We start from the raw sequence: 18,505 nt of genomic DNA, 5'->3' as shown, positions 1-18,505 counted from the left end.
GCCGACACTGTGAGAACTACAGGAAAAGTGTCCGAGGGGGGACTTGAACCCCCACGCCCGATAAAGGGCACTAGCACCTCAAGCTAGCGCGTCTGCCATTCCGCCACCCGGACAGGGTGTGTGCCGGGGTTTCCCGCGGCGACATGGACAACGATACCAAGGAATCGGAGTGGTTCTCACCTGCATATGGGGGCCGTGCGCCGGTGCGGGCGAGGTCCCGGGTTCGGGGGGCGGGAGGACGTATGGTCCGGGTGTGAGCGATATGTCACCTTCGGTTACCGTGCGGGAAAGTCGCAGGCCACGAGCGCTGTCGCCGTTGCGGGAGCACCTGCGGGACACGTTCTGGTTCGCGCCCGCCGTGGGGCTGGTCGGGGCGCTGCTGCTGGCCGGGGCGGTCGCGGAGCTGGATGCCTGGCTGATCGAGGCACTGCAGGACGAGGGCGACTACGACTCGGTCGCGTCACTGATCAAGATCGCGGATGACGCGAAGTCGATCGTGACGACGGTGGGCTCGGCGATGCTGACGTTCATCGGCGTGGTCTTCAGCATCTCGCTGGTCGCGCTGCAGATGGCGAGCAGCCAGTTCTCGCCCCGGGTGGTGCGACTGTACGTGCGCAGCCGGATCACCAAGGCGACGTTCGCGGTGTTCCTCGCGACGTTCCTGTTCTCGCTGGTGGGTCAGGCGGCGTACGACGGGGAGCAGGATCCGAAGCTGGTCACGAGCGTGCCGGTGTTCACGCTGCTGACCGCGGTACTGCTGGTGCTGATCAGCCTGGCACTGTTCGTGGCATATGTGAACGCCACGATCCGGCTGATGCGGATCAGCCATGTGATCGACCGGATCACCAGGGAGTCGTTCCGGGTGCTGGGGGTGTACCCGCAGCGGTCCGCGCAGGGAGCGCTGCCCCTGCCGGCCGAAGTCTCGGTGATCACGCACCAGGGGCGGGCGGGAGTGCTGCGGGACGTGGACATCGCACGGCTGGCGCGGATCGCGCGGCGGGGCGGGACGGTGCTGCGGCTGGTGCCGCGGATCGGGGACTTCGTGGTGCCGGGGACGCCGCTGCTGACGGTGCACGGTCCGAGTGAGGGGAAGTTGCCGGAGCGGTTGCTGAGGTCGGCGGTGTCGGTGGGGGTCGAGCGGACGTTCCACCAGGATCTGGGGTTCGGGCTGCGGCAGCTGGCGGACATCGGGCTGCGGGCGATGTCGCCGGCCGTCAACGATCCGACGACGGCCGTGCAGTGCCTGGACCGGATCGTGCAGTTCCTGGCGGCGGTGGCGGACCGGCCGCTGGGCGCGGTGCACCACACCGACCGGGCGGGGACGGTGCGGCTGGTGCAGGACCTGCCGTCCTGGGGTGATCTGGTGGATCTGGGGTTCACCGAGATCCGGTTGTGCTCGGCGGACAGCCCGCAGGTCTCCCGGCGGCTGCTGGCCGGGCTCGCCGATCTGCTGTCGCTCGCCCCGCCGGACCGGCGCCGACCGCTGGAGCGGCACCGCGCGCTGCTGGTGCAGGCCGTGGAGCGGGCGGTGCCCGAGGCCGCCGACCGCGAGTTCGCGCTGTTCGCCGACCATCAGGGGATCGGCTGACCGGCCCCCGATGACGGCGGACGCCATCGGGGGCCGGTCACGGCTCAGCTGGGCTGGAGCCGGTAGTCCGGGAAGTTGCCGGGCAGCCGTTCGTCGGCCGGTCCCTGCGTGACGGCGCGGACCAGCAGTTCGCCACCGACGAAGGCTCCGCGCCAGGAGGCGCCGAAGCCGCCGAACAGCTCTTCGCGGTCACCGCGCGAACGCGGCTTGCTGTGACCGACCTTGAAGGCCCGGATCTGCGGGGAGAGCCGGGCGAAGGTCTCCTGGTCGTCCGTGGCCAGGGTCGCCACCAGCGCGCCGTTGCTCGCGTTCATGGCGGCCAGCAACTCGGCCTCGGTGTCCACCAGGACGAGCGTGTCGACCGGGCCGAACGGTTCCGCGTGGTGCAGGGGTGACGTCGAGGGCGGGTTGAGCAGGGTGACCGGCGGCAGGTACGCGGAGGTGTCCTGGCCGGGCAGGAAGCGCCCCTGGGTGAGGGACCCGTGGTGCAGCGGGACGGCGCCGCGGCTGATCGCCTCGGAGACCAGGTCGCCGAGTTCCTTGGCCTTGGCCGCGTTGATCAGCGGCCCGAAGTCCAGCTCGGGCAGGTCGTCGTCGGGGTGCTCGACGGCCAGCGGGTGGCCGAAGGTGACGGCCTGGACGCCCGGCAGGTACGCGGTCAGGAACTGGTCGAACGTCTCGCGCTGCACGACGAACCGCGGGTAGGCGGTGCAGCGCTGCTTGGCGTAGTCGAAGGTCTTGCGGATGTGGCCGGTCAGGGTGGGCCAGTCGGTGTAGTTCCACACGCCCCAGGCGTTGAGGCCCTCCTGCTCCAGGATGTGGCGCTTGCCGAGGTCGGCGACGGAGGCGGCGACCCGGCCGCCCGCGTCGCGGCCGCCGACGAAGGAGACGCAGCCGATCTCCGGAGCCCTGACCAGCGCCTCCGACAACTCGCCGCCGCTGCCGCTGACCAGCGTGACGGGCAGGCCCTCGCGGGCGGCCAGCGCGGTGGCGAGGGTGAGACAGGCGAGGCCCCCGTCGGTGGGGGTCTTGGCGATGACGGCGTTGCCGGCGAGCGCCTGCACCAGCATGGCGTGGACCAGGACGCTCATCGGGTAGTTCCAGCTGGCGATGTTGCTGACCGGTCCGGGCAGCGGGGTACGGCCCTCGACCATCCGGTCGATCTCGTCGACGTACCAGCGCACGCCGTCGATGGCCCGGTCCACGTCCGCCTGGGCGAGCCGCCAGGGCTTGCCGATCTCCCACACCAGCAGCAGGGCGAGCAGTTCACGGTGTTCGGTGAGCGCGTCCAGGGTGGCGCTCACCCGCGCCTTGCGGTCGGCGAGCGGCACCTCCCGCCACGCGCGGTGCTGGTCGAGCGATGCCCGTACCGCAAGGTGGGCGCTGGCCGCGTCCAGTCGCGGAAGGGCGGCGAGGGGAGAGCCGTCGACGGGCGAGGTGGTCGGCAGCAGTCGGCCGTCCGCCTGCCAGCGGCCGTTCCAGTAGTTGAGTACGCGATCGTCGTGGAAAGCCTCCGGGGCGACCTCGACGCAACGCCGCCAGGCGTCGGACCAGGCCGTGCCGGGCTTGAGGATGAGGGTCATCAGTTCTCCGCTCGTTCGGGGCGGATCTCGCGCGGAGCACCACCGCGCGTGTTGACGAAGCCGCGCACCACATCGGTATGGGGCAGCTCATGGATGTCACGGAGCCGGATCAGACACGCCCGTAGATCGTCGGCGGGATCACCGAGAGCCGCACAGTCCTCGTGGTGCACCAGCAGGATTTCACTGGTCCCGCCTAGAATCTGACTCAAGCGCAGCGCGTGGAGGGCGTCGCCGTTGACGCGTCCGCCCGCATTGCGGTGACATGGGCGTCGTCAGGCCGCAGTCCGAACATCGTCTCGACGCCCGGGCGGGCGTCCATGCAGGCGACCCTAGCGACCGGGGTTCCAGGAAGCTGCTACTTCGCGTCGAGTGGGGTGAACGCCACACTCGGGCGGTTCCGCGGGTCGGTCAGACCCCGGTGGCCGCGTCGCCCTCGGCGGAGCGCCCGGCGATCACGTTGTGGTGCCGTACGACCTCGCCGATGATGAAGTTCAGCATCTTCTCGGCGAAGGCCGGGTCCAGCCGGGCGTCCTCGGCCAGCTCGCGCAGCCGGGCGATCTGGGCGGCCTCACGGGCCGGGTCGGCCGGCGGCAGGTCATGGGCGGCCTTCAGCTCGCCCACCTGCTGGGTGCACTTGAACCGCTCGGCGAGCAGATGCACCAGGGCCGCGTCCAGGTTGTCGATGCTGCCGCGCAGGTACAGCAGTCGCGACCTGACGTCCTCGTCGGCGATGGCGGTACCCGAGGCGTTCGACTGCTCGCTCATGTGTTCTCTCGCTCGGGTTTGACGACGTGGCTGCCCTCCGCAGTCTACTGAAGACCTCCTCCGCGCAGGACCGTCTCCGATCACCGGCGCCGCCGCGAGGCGCACGTCGCCGCTCACCCGTGGCAACCTCTGTACCAGGGGCCGGTGCCGACATCCGGTCCGTCGCACCACGTCAGCACGTACGGAAGAACCGGGACTGAGCAGCTATGGGACGGATCACCGAGCGCCGCCGCGTACTCCGCGTCAGGGACGGCGCGGCCGAACACCGTGCCGACACCCTGGTGGCGGAGGAGCCGCTGGAGATCCGGCTGAACGGCAAGGCGCTGGCCATCACCATGCGCACCCCGGGCGACGACTTCGCGCTCGCCGTGGGCTTCCTGGCGAGCGAGGGCGTCATCGGACGGGCCGACCAGATCGCGAACATCGTGTACTGCGCGGGAGCGGTGGCGGACGGGGAGAACACGTACAACATCGTCGACGTCCGGCTGGCCGAGGGTGTGACCGTCCCCGACATCACGCTGGAGCGGAACGTCTACACCACGTCCTCGTGCGGCCTGTGCGGCAAGGCGAGCCTGGACGCCGTGCGCACCAACGCCCTCTGGAAGATCGCGGACACTCCCCCGGTCCGGGTCGGCACGGACCTGCTGGCCGTCCTCCCCGACCGGCTCCGGGCGTCGCAGCAGGTCTTCGAGCGGACCGGGGGGCTGCACGCCGCCGCGCTGTTCACCGCCGACGGAGAACTGGTCGACATCCGCGAGGACGTCGGCCGGCACAACGCCGTCGACAAGCTCGTCGGCCGGGCCCTGCAACAGGATCTGCTGCCGCTCTCGGAGCTGATCCTGCTGGTCTCCGGCCGCGCCTCCTTCGAGCTGGCGCAGAAGGCGGTGATGGCCGGCATCCCGGTGCTGGCCGCGGTCTCCGCCCCGTCGTCACTGGCGGTGGATCTGGCGGCCGAGTCGGGGCTGACCCTCGTCGGGTTCCTGCGCGGCTCCTCCATGAACGTGTACGCGGGCGAGCACCGGATCATCCTGCGGGGCGCGCCCGACGGCGGGTGAGGGCGACGGAGCTCACACCTCCCGGACGGAAGGGGGAAGAGCCCGTTCCGCCGGTCAGGCTCTACGCTGCGCGGGTGACAGAGCACGGAGTTGACCAGGAGTACGCATTCGACCGCGGGACCGCCGTGGCGGCGCGGGCCGGGGAGCCGTCCGTCTTCGATGCCGAGTTGGACGGCGGCTGGCGGATCGGCAAGGGCATCAACGGCGGTCTGCTGCTGGCGCTCGGCGCCCGCGCGCTGGCCGCCGAACTCGGCGGCGGACAGGACGGGCACAGCGACCCGTTCTCCATCAGCGCCTACTACCTGTCCACATCCGCCGCCGGGCCGGCCGAACTGCGCACCGAGACCCTGCGCCGCGGCCGCACCGTCTCCACGGGCACGGTATCGCTGCTGCAGGGCGGCGAGGAGCGACTGCGGGCCATCGCCACGTACGGCGACCTGGACCACCACGCCGCCGGTGACGTCCGCACCAGCGCCACTCCCCCGAACCTCCCGCCACCCGACAAATGCGTCGGCGCCGAACTGGCGCCGCCCTCCTTCGTTGAGCAGGCGGAGCTGCTCAGCCGGCTCGACCTGCGGCTCGACCCGGACACCGTCGGCTGGGCGATGGGCGCGCCGTCCGGCCGGGGCCTCATCCAGGGCTGGCTGCGGATGCCGGACGGCCGCGAGCCCGACCCGCTGCTGCTGCTCCTTGCGGTGGACGTACTGCCCCCGACCAGCTTCGACCTGGGCATCGGCGGCTGGGCCCCGACCCTGGAACTGACTGTCCACGTCAGGGCGAAGCCCGCTCCCGGCTGGCTGCGCGTCGTGCACTCGACCCGCAACTTCGCCGACGGCTACCTGGAGGAGGACGCCGAGGTGTGGGACTCCTCGGGGCGGCTGGTCGCCCAGTCCCGACAACTCGCCCGCGTCCGCACCCAGCGCTAGGCCGTGTCTGACACATCCCGCCTCGCCTCCGGGCGGACGCCGGTATGTGTCAGACACGGCCTAGTGTCCTGCGCCGGAGATCCGTCGGCAGAAACGGGCGAGGGAGTCGAGGATCTCTTCCGCTGTCTTGGTCCAGATGAACGGCTGGGGGTCCTCGTTCCAGTTCTTCACCCAGGCGCGGATGTCGGCTTCGAGGTTCTGGACATTCTTGTGTGCGCCCCGGCGGATCATCTGGTCGGCCAGGAAGCCGAACCATCGCTCGACCTGGTTGATCCACGAGGACCCGGTCGGGGTGAAGTGCATCTGGAACCGCGGGTGTTTGCTGAGCCACGTCCTGATCGCCGGAGTTTTGTGAGTGCCGTAGTTGTCCACGATCAGGTGCACCTGCAAGTGCGCGGGCACCTCCTTGTCAATGCGGATCAGGAACTTCTTGAACTCCGCCGCCCGATGTCTGCGGTGCAGGGCGCTGATGACCTGACCGGTGGAGACATCGAACGCGGCGAACAAGGTGGTCAAGCCGTTGCGGACGTAATCGTGAGTACGGCGCTCAGGCATGCCGGGCATTATCGGCAACACCGGTTGGGACCGGTCCAGTGCCTGAATCTGGGACTTCTCGTCCACCGAGAGAACCACCGCGCCCTCGGGTGGGTTGAAGTACAGTCCGACGACGTCGTAGACCTTCTCCACGAACAACGGGTCCGTCGACAACTTGAACGTGTCCGTCAGGTGCGGCTTGAGTTGGAATCTCCGCCAGATCCTGCCGACGGTGGACTTCGACAGACCGCTGTGGTCCGCCATCGACTTCCGCGACCAGTGAGTGGCGTTCTTCGGGATCTCCTCCAACGTCGCGACCACGACCGCCTCCACCTGACCGACATCGATGGTGGGTGGCCGGCCCGGCCGGGGCTCATCGACCAGACCGTCCAGCCGGTCGATGAGGAACCGTCGCCGCCACTTGCGAACTGTGTCCGCGCTCACCCGCAGATCCCGCGCGACCGTAACGATCGGCGGCACCTCCGGCCCCGCGCACGCCAGCACGATCCGCGCGCGCAAGGCCAGGGCCTGCGCCGATGTCGCCCGACGCGTCCACCGCTCCAACACCGCCCGCTCATCCACACACAGCAGCAACGGCTCCAGTTTCGGCCCCCGACGAGGCACCGACGCACCAGCAGTAGAAGTCACACAGCATCTAACGATCAACTACTGGCGCAGGACACTAGTACGCTGACCGGAAAGGTTCACCGGTTCGCGACGCCCGGCACGGCACCGCGCCCCTAGCTACCGCTGGGGGTGCCCCAGTTGTCGGAGTCGCCCGAGTACGCCTGGTACGAGGACAATCCTCCGCCGTGCGACGCACCGCACCGGACGCCGCGAACCAGGCAAACCCTTCCGGCCAGAGCACGAGCTCCCGTCGTTCCGCCCGCGGGCGGACGGCGCCCATACGACGACCCGCCCGGGGAGAATCGGATGTCCGTCCTGACGGTGCTGCTGACCGCCCTGCTGCTCTGCGAAGTCCTGCCCTCGGCGGTCGTCGCGCTGTTCCGCGCCCGGGTCGGCCTCGTCCGGCTCGACGAGCTCACCCGGCTGGGCGTGCTCCAGGGGCGGTTCCTGTGGGTGGTGACCCTGCTGGGCGTGCTGCACTCGTTCGCCGCGGTCGCGGTCGTCGTCGGCCTATGGGTGCCGGTGCTCGCCGTGGCGGGCGCCGCCGTCGAGGCGGGCGTCTTCTGCTGGGTGCTGTGGCGGCAGCTCCGCGCGGGCGACCGGGGGCGGGCGCTGGGCACGTACCTGCTCTTCCTGGCGATGGCCCTGGCGGTGCTGGTCGTGACCGTCCTGCGCTGACCGCGGGACGGCTCAGCGGCGGCGTTCCTCGTACGCCAGGTCCTTGTAGCGGCGCAGCGTGGGCGCAGTCTCGACGTGCCGGACGCCGTCGAGTGCGCCGATCCTCTCGTTGAGGTAGCGGTAGAGGTGCGGGGTGTCGCGGCAGAGCACGACGGCGAAGAGGTTCGACGAGCCGGTCGTCGCGCCGGCGAAGGCGACCTCGCTGTGTTCGGAGAGCGCCTGGCCGACGGCCGACAGGGCCGAGGGGCGCACGGTGAGCCAGAGCACCGCATGGGTTGAGTAGCCGAGCTGGAACGCGTCGAACTGGACGTCGATGAAGAGCGCGCCATTACGGCGCAGTTGTTCGAGCCGCCGTTTGGCGGCCGACTCCGACAGCCCGGTGAGCTGCTGCAGTTCCGGGTAGGTGGCCCGGCCGTCGCGGCCCAGCGCCTCGATCAGCCGCTCGTCCTCGGGGTCGAGCGCGATCGTCTCGGTGAACGGGCCCACCGGGGGCGGGGCGAGGGCGTCGGCCTCGGCCGGGGTCAGCCCCTCGCCCTTGGCGAACCAGCCCAGCGGGCCGCCGTAGAAGGTGTGCAGCAGGCACAGGGCGCTGATCTCCAGAATGCTGGGCGTCCGCGGGAGCTTGCCGAGCATCAGGGCCGCGTGGTCGTCCCGGGTGCGGGGTTCCGCGACGCAGACCAGTTCGGTGCCGCCCGAGGTCAGCCCGATCCACTTGGTGTCGGGCCGGCGGGCGAGAGCCCTGGCGATCGGCTCCGCCGCGTCGGGCGCGCAACGCAGCCGCAGCAGCCAGCTGGTGCGGCCGAGCCGCTCGGCGTCGGCGACACCGACCACCCGCAGCCCGCCGTCGGCATACAGCCGGCGGAAGCGCCGGGCGACCGTCTGGTCGGAGATGCCCAGGACCGCGGCGATGCGGCTGAAGGGCGCCCGTCCGTCGAGCTGCAGCGCCTGGAGCAGCCTGAGGTCCAGCTCGTCGAAGGCGGGGGAATCCACCGCTCAAGCCCTCCTTGATGTCGGAAAGCGACGCTTGGTCCACCGTGGCTGGTGGATACGTCCGCCGCTGTCGATCGTAGGGCGGGTCACGGGGTCAACGGGCACCGGACCGGGAGAACCGAAGAGAACGAGGAATCGCGATGCGTAAGTGGGGACCGCTGGTAGCGGTCTGTCTCGGTACGTTCATGCTGCTGCTCGACGTCACGATCGTGATCGTCGCGCTGCCCGACATCACCAGCTCGCTCGGCGCGTCCCTGTCGGACCTGCAGTGGGTCATCGACATCTACGCGCTGGCGCTCGCCGCGCTGCTGATCGGCGCCGGATCCGCGGCGGACGTGGTGGGCCGGCGGAAGGTGTACGTCGCCGGCACGGTCGTCTTCGCGGCCGCCTCGCTCGCCTGCGGTCTGGCGCCGAACACCACGGTGCTGGTCGCGATGCGCGCGGTGCAGGGGATCGGCGCGGCCGCGATGTTCGCGACCACCCTCTCCCTGCTGGCCGCCGTCTACCAGGGCAGGGACCGCTCGGTGGCGCTCGGCGTGTGGGGCGCGGTCAGCGGCGGCGCGGCCGCGCTGGGCCCGATCGCGGGCGGTCTGCTCACCCAGGGGTTCGACTGGCGCTGGATCTTCTTCGTCAACCTGCCGGTCAGCCTGGTCGCGGTGTGGCTGACGCTCAAGGTGGTCCCCGAGTCGCGGCGGGAGGGCGCCGGGCACCGCATCGATTGGGCGGGCACGGCCACCTTCACGCTCTTCGCGGGCCTGGCCACGTACGCGGTGATCCGGGCCGACGCGGTCGGCTGGGGCTCGGGGCGCACCATCGCCACGCTGGTGGCGGCGGTCCTGGCCCTCGGACTCTTCATCGCGGTCGAGCGCCGGTCGGCGCATCCGCTGCTGGACCTGAGCCTGTTCCGCAACGCCTCGTTCGTCGGCGTGATGGTCGGCGCACTGGCGCTGAACGCGGCCGCGTTCGGGTTCCTGCCCTACACCTCCCTGTGGCTGCAGACGCTGCTGGGACTGAGCCCGGTCGTCGGCGGACTGGTGCTGGTGCCGCTGGCGGCGGCGGGGTTCGTCACGGCCGCGCTGGGCGGCAAGTTCCTGCACGGCGCGCCGTACCGGCTGGTGATCGGGATCGGGCTGGTGCTGATCGGGCTGGGCGCGTTCGGCCAGAGCCTGCTGGACGCCGGCTCCGGCTGGGCCTCGCTGACCGCCGGGCTGCTGGTGGCCGGGATCGGTGTCGGACTCGTCAACCCGGCGGTGGCCGGCGCCGCGCTGGCCTCCGTACCCCCGCACCGCGCGGGCATGGCCAGCGGCGCGGTCAACACCTTCCGCCAGCTCGGGTACGCGCTCGGCGTGGCGGTCTTCGGCACGATCGTGGCCTCCCGCATGGAGACGTCGCTGAGCGGCGCGGTGCCCGACGCGCACGGAACGGCGCGGGCGCTGGCCGGCGGCGGCGCGCAGGGCGTGCTGGGCCGCACACCGGCGGATCGGCGGGGGGCGGTGGACCACGCGCTGCACGTGGCCTTCGCGTCCGGGCTGAATACGGCGGCCGTGGTGGCCGGCGTCGTCGGGGTGCTGGCGGGAATCGCCGTGCTGCTCCTCGTGCGGACCCCGGCGGCCCGGTCCGTGCCGCCCGCCCCGGCGGACGCGGGCACGGCCCCGGGCGCCCCCTCGGCGAAGGGATCGTGGTCCGTCCCCGCGGCGGCTTCCGCTGTAGAGCGGCGGTAACCGGTTGGCGCAGATTTGGTGGAGATCGACGGGGCCGGACAACCTTCGGGAGTCCGGCCCTCGGTCGTACTCCCTTGCGACAACCGGGAACCAGTGCCCTACCAGCACAAACGTCCGATACTACTGGTGCGTACCAACCCTTCCCGCCCCCTCGGCCGATCAGGTAGCTTACGGGCCGCCGCCGGACAGAGGCCCCAGCGGCTCAAGGAGCACCAGTGCGCGAGTTCACCGTCCCCCCGATGGCCACGGCGCCCCAGGTCGGAGGACTGGCGGACGCGGTGTTCAACAACGCTGCCGACCACCCGGACCAAGTGGTGCTCGGCCGCAGGACGGACGGGCACTGGCAGGACGTGACCGCCCTGGAGTTCCGCGACGAGGTGGTGGCGGTCGCTAAGGGCCTGCTCGCCAACGGGGTGCGCTTCGGTGACCGCGTCGGGATCATGTCCCGCACCCGCTACGAGTGGACCGTCTTCGACTTCGCGCTGTGGACGATCGGCGCCCAGCCGGTCCCGGTGTACCCGACGTCCTCCCTCGACCAGGTGCGCTGGATGCTGCAGGACTCCGGCGCGGTCGCCTGCGTCGTGGAGCACGAGGACCACGCGATGACGATCGGCGCCGCCGTCGACGAGCTGCCCCGGCTGAGCCGGCTCTGGCAGTTGGACGCGGGCTGCGTCGAGGAGATCGCCGCGGCCGGCGCCCACATCGGCGATGAGGTGATCGACCGGCACCGGCTCGCGGTCACCCCGGACGCGACGGCCACCGTCATCTACACCTCGGGCACCACCGGCCGGCCCAAGGGCTGCGTCCTGAGCCACGGCAACTTCATGGCCGAGACCGACAACGTGGTGGCCCGCTGGGAGCCGGTCTTCGCGAACAAGCCCGGCGAGGAGCAGTCCACGCTGCTCTTCCTGCCGCTCGCGCACGTCTTCGGGCGGATGGTGGAGGTGGCGTGCGTCCGGCACCGGATACGGCTCGGACACCAGCCGAGCATGACCGCCGCCGACCTCCTGCCGGACCTCGCCGTCTTCCGGCCGACGTTCGTGCTGGCGGTCCCGTACGTCTTCGAGAAGGTCTTCCAGGCGGCCCGCCGCAAGGCGGAGGCGAGCGGGAAACTCGGCCCGTTCGACAAGTCGGTGGAGATCGCCGTGCGGTACGCGGAGGCGATGGAGGCCAAGGCCTTCGGCACCGGCCACGGCCCCAGCGCCGCCCTGCGGATGCAACACCAGATCTACGACAAGCTCGTCTACAGCAAGGTGCGGGACGCGCTCGGCGGCCGGGTGCGGCACGCGATCTCCGGCGGCTCGGCGATGGAACGGCGGCTCGGGCTGTTCTTCAGCGGCGCGGGAGTGACGATCTACGAGGGATACGGGCTCACCGAGACCACCGCCGCCGCCACCGCCAACCCACCGGAGCAGACCCGCTTCGGCACGGTGGGGCTGCCGGTGCCCGGCACCACCGTGCACATCGCGGAGGACGGTGAGATCTGGCTGAGCGGCGGCCAGGTCTTCCAGGGGTACCTGAACAACCCGCAGGCCACCGCGGAGGTGCTCGGCGACGGCTGGCTGGCGACCGGCGACATCGGCGCGCTGGACGACGAGGGCTATCTGACGATCACCGGCCGCAAGAAGGAGATCCTGGTCACCAGTGGCGGCAAGAGCGTCTCGCCGACCGTCCTGGAGGACCGGGTGCGGTCCCATCCGCTGATCGCGCAGTGCGTGGCGGTCGGCAACAACCGCCCCTTCATCGCCGCCCTGGTGACGCTCGACCCCGAGGCCGTCGGGCACTGGCTGACGATGCGGGGCAAGCCGCGGCTGCCGGACGAGGAGCTGGTCCACGACCCGGATCTGGAGACCGAGATCCGGCGGGCGGTGGTCGCCGCCAACACCCTGGTCTCGCAGGCCGAGTCGATCCGGACGTTCCGGATCCTGGCCGCCCAGTTCTCCGAGGAGCGCGGGCTGCTGACACCGTCGCTGAAGTTGAAGCGCCGGGCGATCGAGAAGGCGTTCCCCGAGGAGATCGAGGCGCTCTACCGGGGGTGACGGCTACCGGGTCGGGGGCACCGAGGGTCTCCCCGGAGCCTCGAAGATCCGGAATCGTTTCCGGTACGTGGGAATGGCGTTTACGGGGGCATGGTTGAAACAGGAACCCCTGTACGTCAACGTTAGGATCGCCGCTCGTGAGCAGCAAGGTCCCCTTCATCACCCTCAACAACGGCGTCCGGATGCCGCAGCTCGGCTTCGGTGTCTGGCAGGTGCCGGACGACGAGGCGACAGCAGCTGTCTCCACCGCGCTGGAGGCCGGGTACCGCAGCATCGACACCGCCGCGATCTACGGCAACGAGGAGGGCACCGGCAAGGCGATCGCCGCCTCCGGTGTGCCGCGTGAGGAACTCTTCGTCACGACGAAGCTGTGGAACTCCGAGCAGGGCTTCGACAAGGCCCTGGCCGCCTTCGACGACTCGCTGGCCAAGCTGGGCCTCGACTACGTCGACCTGTACCTGATCCACTGGCCGACGCCGGCCCGCGACCTGTACGCCGACACCTGGCGCGCCCTGGAGAAGATCTACGCGGACGGCCGTGCCAAGGCCATCGGCGTCTCGAACTTCAACCCTGAGCACCTGCGCCGCGTCCTCGCCGAGGGTTCGGTCGTCCCGGCCGTCAACCAGGTCGAGCTGCACCCGGACTTCGCCCAGGCTCCGCTGCGTGCCTTGCACGCCGAGCACGGCATCGCCACCGAGGCGTGGTCGCCGCTCGGCCAGGGCAAGGGCCTGCTGGACGAACCGGTGATCGGCACCATCGCGGAGCGCCACGGCCGCACGGCGGCCCAGGTGGTCCTGCGCTGGCACCTCCAGCTCGGCAACGTCGTGATCCCCAAGTCCGTGACGCCGTCCCGGATCAAGGAGAACATCGACGTCTTCGACTTCGAGCTGACCGACGCCGACCTGACGGCTCTGGCCGGACTGGACGCGGGGAACCGCATCGGCTCGGACCCGGAGTCCGTCAACTGACCGCATGACAGGACGAGGGCGGCATCCGCAGGACGGGTGCCGCCCTCGTTCGCTCTCCCAAGGGTGTTGCGAAAGTCCCGCCTGGCCCGCGACGCCTGGCACGCACGCCTGCTGCGTTGTCGGGCTCGTCCACGTACGTCCAGTGCGAGGACGACCCTCTCCGCCGTGCAGTCGTACGCACCAGACGCCGCGGGCCCGCCCTGACGGGCGAACGGCGCTCCTTTCACAACACCCTTGAGAGAGTGAACGTCTCCCCTGCCCGGTAGGACCGGACGGTCGTCGTCTCCCCCGCTCGCACCAGGTGGACCCGCCCCAGTCCGTCGACCGCGCAGCGACCGTCCTCCACCGTGAGCAGTGTGTTCTCGTCGATGGCGACGCCGACCGCCACATCGCCGCGGGCCACCGTCTCGATGAGGCGCGCCAGCGTTCCCCACTGGGCGGCGTGCGCCTCGACGGTGCACGGGACGAGGCCGAGCCCCGGCCGCAGGGTAATCTCGTCGAGGTCCTCGGCGGTCTCCTCCGGGCAGACCGGGATCCCGTCCGCCCGCCAGCCGCCGACCAGCGCCAGGTCCGCCGCGACGGCGGCGCCCGCCGAGAATCCGGCGTAGGGGACCCGCGGCAGCAGGCCCGCGTGCGGGGCGAGGACGTCGCCGTAGGCGGGGGTCAGACCGCCGCAGACCAGCAGCGCGGCCGCCCCGTCCAACGCGGCCGGGTCCAACTCGCCGCCGGGCGGCACCAGGACGGGGTACGGCCGGCAGGGCGCCACGGTCCGCAGAGCCGCCTCGTACCGGCCGAAGTCGGCCGCCCCGACACCCTCGTCGATCAGCAGGCACGCCACGGCCGAGACGGGACCCGCCGCGGCGAGGAACGGCCCGTACACCAGGGAAGCGGCCGCTTCGTCCCAGCCGCCGCCGATCAGATACGTCTCCATCCGGCCGAGTCTGCCGCCCCGGCCCCCGGACCGCACCACCTTTCACCGCCCCTCTGTCCCAACGGCCCCGGAGCGTCACACCATCCGGAACACCGGGCCCTTCGGCGTGAACGGGAGCACCGCGCCGCGCGGGACGAGGTAGGCGTGCTCGCGGCGCGGGCGCAGCACATCGCACGCGGCGTCGGTGATGATCAGGACGGGCGCGGCCGGCGGGAAGTCGTCCGCGCGGTGCAGCAGGTCCAGGGCGGGCTGGAGCACGGTGCCGCCGCGCCCGTGGATACGGACTCGGCCGGCGATGTCCGCGACCGGGACGTATCCCGCGTCGTGCGCCGCCGCGTCGCACATGACGACGCGGGCGGCGGGCACGTCACGGGCCGCGGCGTACGAGGCGATGGCGCCCAGCGCTTTGCCGATCAGCGTCGTGCTCATCGATCCCGAGGTGTCGAGGACGACGCCGAACGTGCAGCGGGCGACCTCCTCCGGCGGGAAGTACCGCCCGGCGCGCGGGATGTCGGGTGTGGAGGACTGACGGCGGGAGGGGCGCGCGTAGGAGCGGACCGGTTCGGGCCGGGGCACGTACTCGTCGAACCAGCGGGCGAGTTGGGCGTCCCAGGCCAGCGGCGGATGCTGGAGCGCGTTGATCTCCTCCACGAGCCCGGCCGGGAGCAGCCCGCGATCACGTGTCGAGTGCAGGTCGAAGCCGCTCATCAGCCCGCGCCGGTAGAACTCGTCCAGGTCCACCCATTCCGCGGGCCGGGCGGGCCGGGGCAGTGGCTCGCCGAGGATGTCGCCCTTGCCCCTGCCGCGCAGCGTCGCCAGCCGTCGCATCCGGCGCAGGTCGGTGGCGATGCGGTCGTAGACCTCCTCGGCGGACAGCCCCCGCAGGTCGGGGTCGTGCAGCAGCCCGGCGGGCATCTGTCCGACGTCCATCTCGATCAGCCAGGCGTTGATGACGTAGTCGGCGGCGACGCTTGAACAGGTACGGGTCACGGCCGCCGCAGCGCTCGCCGTGCCGCAGGGCGGCGTGCAGCATCTCGTGCCCGAGGATGAAGCGCCACTCCTCGTCCGTGTGGCGGATCAGCGGGTTGACGTAGATCTCGGCCGCCTCCGGGCTGACGGCGGCGATGGAGATGCCGTGCGCGCGGGCGAGTTCTGCGTCCGCGACGAGCGTCATGCCGGCGGCGATTCCGCCCAGCAGCGGGTACGAGGACACGAACCAGTTCAGCGCGCGCTCCCAGGGCCGCTGTTCCAGCCGGACGCCGGTGAGGGTGTCGCGTCTGCCCCCCGCCACGTCCATGGCGGCCGAGACCGTACGGGTCAGGGCGTGCGCGAGGGCGTTGCTCCAGTCCGGCGGGGAGCCGCGCCAGGCGGTCCACTCGGTGAGCACCTGGTCGGGCTCTCCGGGGCCCGCGGTGCCGCAGTCGGTGTAGGCGGGCGGGATGCCGTCGCGGCGGAAGCGCTCGGCGAGCTTCTCCTCGTCGCCGTCCGGCCAGGTGCGCGGCAGGTGTTCCGGCGCTTCCCCGACGGGCATCGCGGCCAGGAAGCGGTTGACGACGACGCAGCGCGCCGTGCGGTCGAAGACGTCGGGCTGCTCGCGCGGACCGGTGGCAGCGGGCACATGGCCGAAGCCGAGGTGCAGCAGGCAGTGCGCGAGCGCCCAGGCCCAGGCGGCCGGTTCGGCGCGGCGGTACGGGTGGGCGTGCACCGCGCCACCGGAGGTGACCACCGCCAGGCCGTGCTCCGGCCGGTTCTCGCACCCCGGCTCCCGGCAGAACGAGACGTCGAGGGCGGACAGCGCGGGGTGCGCCGACACGATCGCGCACCCCTGCAGATACGCCGCGTCGGCCAGTTCCCGCTGCTTGTCGGGGCGCTTGGCGCGGGCCTTCACCGGCGGGCCCTCACCGGCGCGCCTCGACCAGCCGCGGCATGTCGCGGGCTGCCTCGACGAGGAACCAGGCGGGCAGCACGGGGTTGCCGTCGATGTCGTCCGCGATGACGGTCTGCGCGACCTCGACGGAGATCTCCGCGAGCTGCACGAGCAGCCCCTTGGACCGGTAGGCGGTCTGCCGCACGGCCTCGGAGGCGTGCTCCTTGCGGTCCGGCAGTTCTCTGGCGAGCCGGCCGCGGAAGGCGTCGGCGAGGTAGTAGAGCAGGTCGCGGTCCTCCAGACGGCGCGGCCAGGGGGCGTCGCCCTTGAGGATCGCATCGATGCCGTAGGCGTTGCGGACGATCTTCGCGTAGCCGCAGAAGGAGACGGCGTGCGCGGGGGTCAGCGTCCCGTGCGTGATGACCTTGAGGGTGTCCTCGTCGAGCACCGGGCCGAAGGAGTGCAGCGCGTCGGAGAGCATGTGCCACGAGCGCGGGGTGGAGAAGGCCTCCTCGGTCTTCGGCGCCTTCGACCACAGGTGGTCCGGCCGGTCGGTGAGGTACTCCGTCACCCACGGATGGATGCCGTTCTCACCCGCCCACACCAGCCAGTCCTTCGCGGACGCCTGGAGGTGGACGTGGGTGAGGCGGTTGATGAGCGCGGACGCGATGGGGCGGGCGAGCGCGTTGTCGGTGGACCGGTTGCCGGCGCCGATGACGATGGAGCCCGCGGGCAGTTCGTAGGAGCCGATCCGGCGGTCCAGGATCAGCGAGTAGAACGCCTTCTGGACGTCGGGGGTCGCGGCGTTGAGCTCGTCGAGGAACAGGCAGTAGGGCTCGTCGCGCGCGATGGCCTCGGGCGGGCAGAAGCGCGTGCGCCCGTCGTGGATCTGTGGCACGCCGATCAGGTCCTCGGGGGCCAGTTGGGTGCCCAGCAGCGAGACGCACTCCAGGCCGAGGGATTCGGCGAAGGCTCTGACCAGCGAGGACTTGCCGATCCCCGGCGCGCCCCAGAGGAACACCGGGCGCACGGTGGCGAGCCCGAGCAGCAGCTCGGGTATCCGGGTGGGCGTGACGGTGACGGCGGACTGCACGGTTCGGGTTCTCCGGGGTGGTGAGTGGCGCGGCGGATGTTCGGTTACCCAGCGTGACCGTCGGGGAAGAACCACACAACTGGTTTTCCGCCCGCCCCACCCGTCCTCCGGAACCCGCGGGGCTACACGTCGCCCGCGACCAGCGGGTAGTGGTCCGAGTAGTCGGTGTACGAGGAGGTCGTGCCCCAGCTGGAGACCGTCCACTTCGGGGAGTGCTCGTCGACGACGCGGTTGTTCCAGTGGGCCGGCCGGGCATGGCCGTTGCGCAGCAGCGCGTGGTCCAGCCGCTGCGCCGGGTCGTTCGGGTAGCGGTCCCGGGCGACGGAGTTGGTGACGGGGTCGAAGCTGTCGGCGGGCCCGGGGGAGGCGTCGGGGGCCGCCGCGTCCAGGTCCGCGAGGAGGCCCGGGTAATCGGCGCCGTGCGCGTCGATGTTGAGGTCGCCGGCGATGATGACCGGTTCGGCGGCGGGGATGGCGCGGGCGTCGAGGAAGGCGTCGATCTCCCGGTCCTGGCCGTGCCGAATGCTCGCGGCCTCGCCCGATCCGCAGGACGAGTCATCGGCCTGGGTGTGGGTGCCGACGATGTGCACGCGGGTGCCGTTCACGTTCAGGACGACGTACACGAAGCCCTTGTTGGAGTAGTAGTCGGCGCCGCACCCGTCCGCGTAGACGTGCTGCACCTTCTCCAGGATCGGCCACTTGCTGACGACCGCGACCCCGCCGTCCTCCGGCGTCCAGGAGCTGTACGCGCCCTCGGTGCGGTCCCAGCCGCTGGTGGAACGGCCGAGGACCGGCGTCTGGTACGGGTAGCGGCCCTTGACGTTGCCGAGCAGCCGGTCTGAGGCACCGTTGTCGAACGCCTCCTGGAACACGACGACGTCGGCGTCGCGCGTGTAGTCCGCGTTCGCCATCAGGTCGGCGCGCTGCAGCTGCCCCCAGTTCGGGTACAGGTTCCGCGACAGCATCATCACGTTGCTGGTCACGAGTTTGATCTGCGGGACTCGCGAGATCTGCGGGCTCGGTGACGCGAGCGCGGGCGCGGTGGCGGCGGATCCCAGCAGGAGCACGAAGGCACAGGCGGTGGCGGCTCGGGCAAGTCTCACGGAACACTCCCGGTGAACGTGGGTGGAGAAGCAGCGG

The 18,505-nt window shown here is 71.2% G+C and carries 15 protein-coding genes, 1 tRNA gene and 1 pseudogene; 7 read left to right on the top strand and 10 right to left on the bottom strand.

Going from position 1 to position 18,505, the window contains the following annotated elements; all coding sequences use genetic code 11:
- Positions 1-28: 28 nt before the first annotated feature.
- Positions 29-113, bottom strand: a tRNA-Leu gene (locus M2266_RS28870).
- A 149-nt stretch (positions 114-262) separates the two neighbouring features.
- On the opposite strand from M2266_RS28870, the gene M2266_RS28865 reads away from it, so the two are divergent.
- Positions 263-1,588, top strand: coding sequence for a DUF2254 family protein (locus M2266_RS28865; protein ID WP_277441400.1), 1,326 nt, complete (start codon positions 263-265; stop codon positions 1,586-1,588).
- A gap of 44 nt (positions 1,589-1,632) precedes the next feature.
- On the opposite strand, the gene M2266_RS28860 is transcribed toward M2266_RS28865, so the two are convergent.
- From M2266_RS28860 to M2266_RS28850, 3 genes are all read right to left on the bottom strand, one after another.
- Positions 1,633-3,171 (bottom strand): aldehyde dehydrogenase family protein, encoded by a 1,539-nt coding sequence (locus M2266_RS28860; protein ID WP_277440832.1) that lies wholly within the window; start codon positions 3,169-3,171, stop codon positions 1,633-1,635.
- Positions 3,171-3,380, bottom strand: a complete 210-nt coding sequence (locus tag M2266_RS28855; RefSeq protein ID WP_277440831.1) for a hypothetical protein — start codon at positions 3,378-3,380, stop codon at positions 3,171-3,173. Before M2266_RS28855 ends, M2266_RS28860 begins: the two co-directional genes overlap by 1 nt.
- A 199-nt stretch (positions 3,381-3,579) precedes the next feature.
- Entirely contained in the window at positions 3,580-3,936 is a 357-nt protein-coding gene (locus M2266_RS28850) for a chorismate mutase (RefSeq protein ID WP_277440830.1), read from the bottom strand.
- Between the two features lie 206 nt (positions 3,937-4,142).
- On the opposite strand from M2266_RS28850, the gene fdhD reads away from it, so the two are divergent.
- A complete protein-coding gene (fdhD, locus tag M2266_RS28845; RefSeq protein WP_277440829.1) occupies positions 4,143-4,991 on the top strand; it encodes a formate dehydrogenase accessory sulfurtransferase FdhD in 849 nt (282 codons plus the stop codon).
- A 74-nt stretch (positions 4,992-5,065) separates the two neighbouring features.
- Positions 5,066-5,917: a thioesterase family protein gene (locus M2266_RS28840; protein ID WP_277440828.1), complete on the top strand. Its 852-nt coding sequence runs from the start codon at positions 5,066-5,068 to the stop codon at positions 5,915-5,917.
- Between the two features lie 60 nt (positions 5,918-5,977).
- Here the strand turns inward: M2266_RS28840 and M2266_RS28835 are convergent, their stop codons facing one another.
- Positions 5,978-7,075 (bottom strand): IS630 family transposase, encoded by a 1,098-nt coding sequence (locus M2266_RS28835; RefSeq protein ID WP_277440827.1) that lies wholly within the window; start codon positions 7,073-7,075, stop codon positions 5,978-5,980.
- A 309-nt stretch (positions 7,076-7,384) separates the two neighbouring features.
- On the opposite strand from M2266_RS28835, the gene M2266_RS28830 reads away from it, so the two are divergent.
- Positions 7,385-7,756: a hypothetical protein gene (locus tag M2266_RS28830; protein WP_277440826.1), complete on the top strand. Its 372-nt coding sequence runs from the start codon at positions 7,385-7,387 to the stop codon at positions 7,754-7,756.
- 12 nt (positions 7,757-7,768) lie between these two features.
- On the opposite strand, the gene M2266_RS28825 is transcribed toward M2266_RS28830, so the two are convergent.
- Complete coding sequence (locus M2266_RS28825; protein ID WP_277440825.1) at positions 7,769-8,746, bottom strand: Lrp/AsnC family transcriptional regulator; 978 nt, start codon at positions 8,744-8,746, stop codon at positions 7,769-7,771.
- Positions 8,747-8,886: 140 nt separating this feature from the next.
- Between M2266_RS28825 and M2266_RS28820 the strand changes: the two genes are divergently transcribed.
- From M2266_RS28820 to M2266_RS28810, 3 genes are all read left to right on the top strand, one after another.
- Positions 8,887-10,467: an MFS transporter gene (locus M2266_RS28820; protein WP_277440824.1), complete on the top strand. Its 1,581-nt coding sequence runs from the start codon at positions 8,887-8,889 to the stop codon at positions 10,465-10,467.
- Between the two features lie 215 nt (positions 10,468-10,682).
- A complete protein-coding gene (locus tag M2266_RS28815; protein ID WP_277440823.1) occupies positions 10,683-12,506 on the top strand; it encodes a long-chain fatty acid--CoA ligase in 1,824 nt (607 codons plus the stop codon).
- A gap of 182 nt (positions 12,507-12,688) precedes the next feature.
- Entirely contained in the window at positions 12,689-13,474 is a 786-nt protein-coding gene (locus tag M2266_RS28810) for an aldo/keto reductase (protein WP_277441399.1), read from the top strand.
- Between the two features lie 223 nt (positions 13,475-13,697).
- On the opposite strand, the gene M2266_RS28805 is transcribed toward M2266_RS28810, so the two are convergent.
- The 4 genes and pseudogenes from M2266_RS28805 to sph all read right to left on the bottom strand — a co-directional run bounded on the left by M2266_RS28805 (position 13,698) and on the right by sph (position 18,468).
- A complete protein-coding gene (locus M2266_RS28805; RefSeq protein ID WP_277440822.1) occupies positions 13,698-14,405 on the bottom strand; it encodes a hypothetical protein in 708 nt (235 codons plus the stop codon).
- Positions 14,406-14,480: 75 nt separating this feature from the next.
- Positions 14,481-16,293: pseudogene (locus M2266_RS28800) on the bottom strand (hypothetical protein).
- A 10-nt stretch (positions 16,294-16,303) separates the two neighbouring features.
- On the bottom strand, positions 16,304-17,365 hold the full coding sequence (locus M2266_RS28795; RefSeq protein WP_277440821.1) for a MoxR family ATPase: 1,062 nt from the start codon (positions 17,363-17,365) through the stop codon (positions 16,304-16,306).
- Between the two features lie 122 nt (positions 17,366-17,487).
- Entirely contained in the window at positions 17,488-18,468 is a 981-nt protein-coding gene (gene sph, locus M2266_RS28790) for a sphingomyelin phosphodiesterase (RefSeq protein ID WP_277440820.1), read from the bottom strand.
- Between the last annotated feature and the right edge of the window lie 37 nt (positions 18,469-18,505).

Origin of the sequence: Streptomyces sp. SPB162 (assembly GCF_029504575.1) — a bacterium.
Lineage (GTDB): Bacteria > Actinomycetota > Actinomycetes > Streptomycetales > Streptomycetaceae > Actinacidiphila.
The sequence above is the reverse complement of the archived record's forward strand: the minus strand, read 5'-3'. Positions and strand labels throughout refer to the sequence as shown.

Bases quoted from the DNA above. Each gene is read 5' to 3' on its own strand.
- M2266_RS28865 (WP_277441400.1), top strand. From the start codon at position 263: ATGTCACCTTCGGTTACCGTGCGGGAAAGTCGCAGGCCACGAGCGCTG.
- M2266_RS28860 (WP_277440832.1), bottom strand. From the start codon at position 3,171: ATGACCCTCATCCTCAAGCCCGGCACGGCCTGGTCCGACGCCTGGCGG.
- M2266_RS28850 (WP_277440830.1), bottom strand. From the start codon at position 3,936: ATGAGCGAGCAGTCGAACGCCTCGGGTACCGCCATCGCCGACGAGGAC.
- fdhD (WP_277440829.1), top strand. From the start codon at position 4,143: ATGGGACGGATCACCGAGCGCCGCCGCGTACTCCGCGTCAGGGACGGC.
- M2266_RS28830 (WP_277440826.1), top strand. From the start codon at position 7,385: ATGTCCGTCCTGACGGTGCTGCTGACCGCCCTGCTGCTCTGCGAAGTC.
- M2266_RS28820 (WP_277440824.1), top strand. From the start codon at position 8,887: ATGCGTAAGTGGGGACCGCTGGTAGCGGTCTGTCTCGGTACGTTCATG.
- M2266_RS28810 (WP_277441399.1), top strand. From the start codon at position 12,689: ATGCCGCAGCTCGGCTTCGGTGTCTGGCAGGTGCCGGACGACGAGGCG.
- M2266_RS28805 (WP_277440822.1), bottom strand. From the start codon at position 14,405: ATGGAGACGTATCTGATCGGCGGCGGCTGGGACGAAGCGGCCGCTTCC.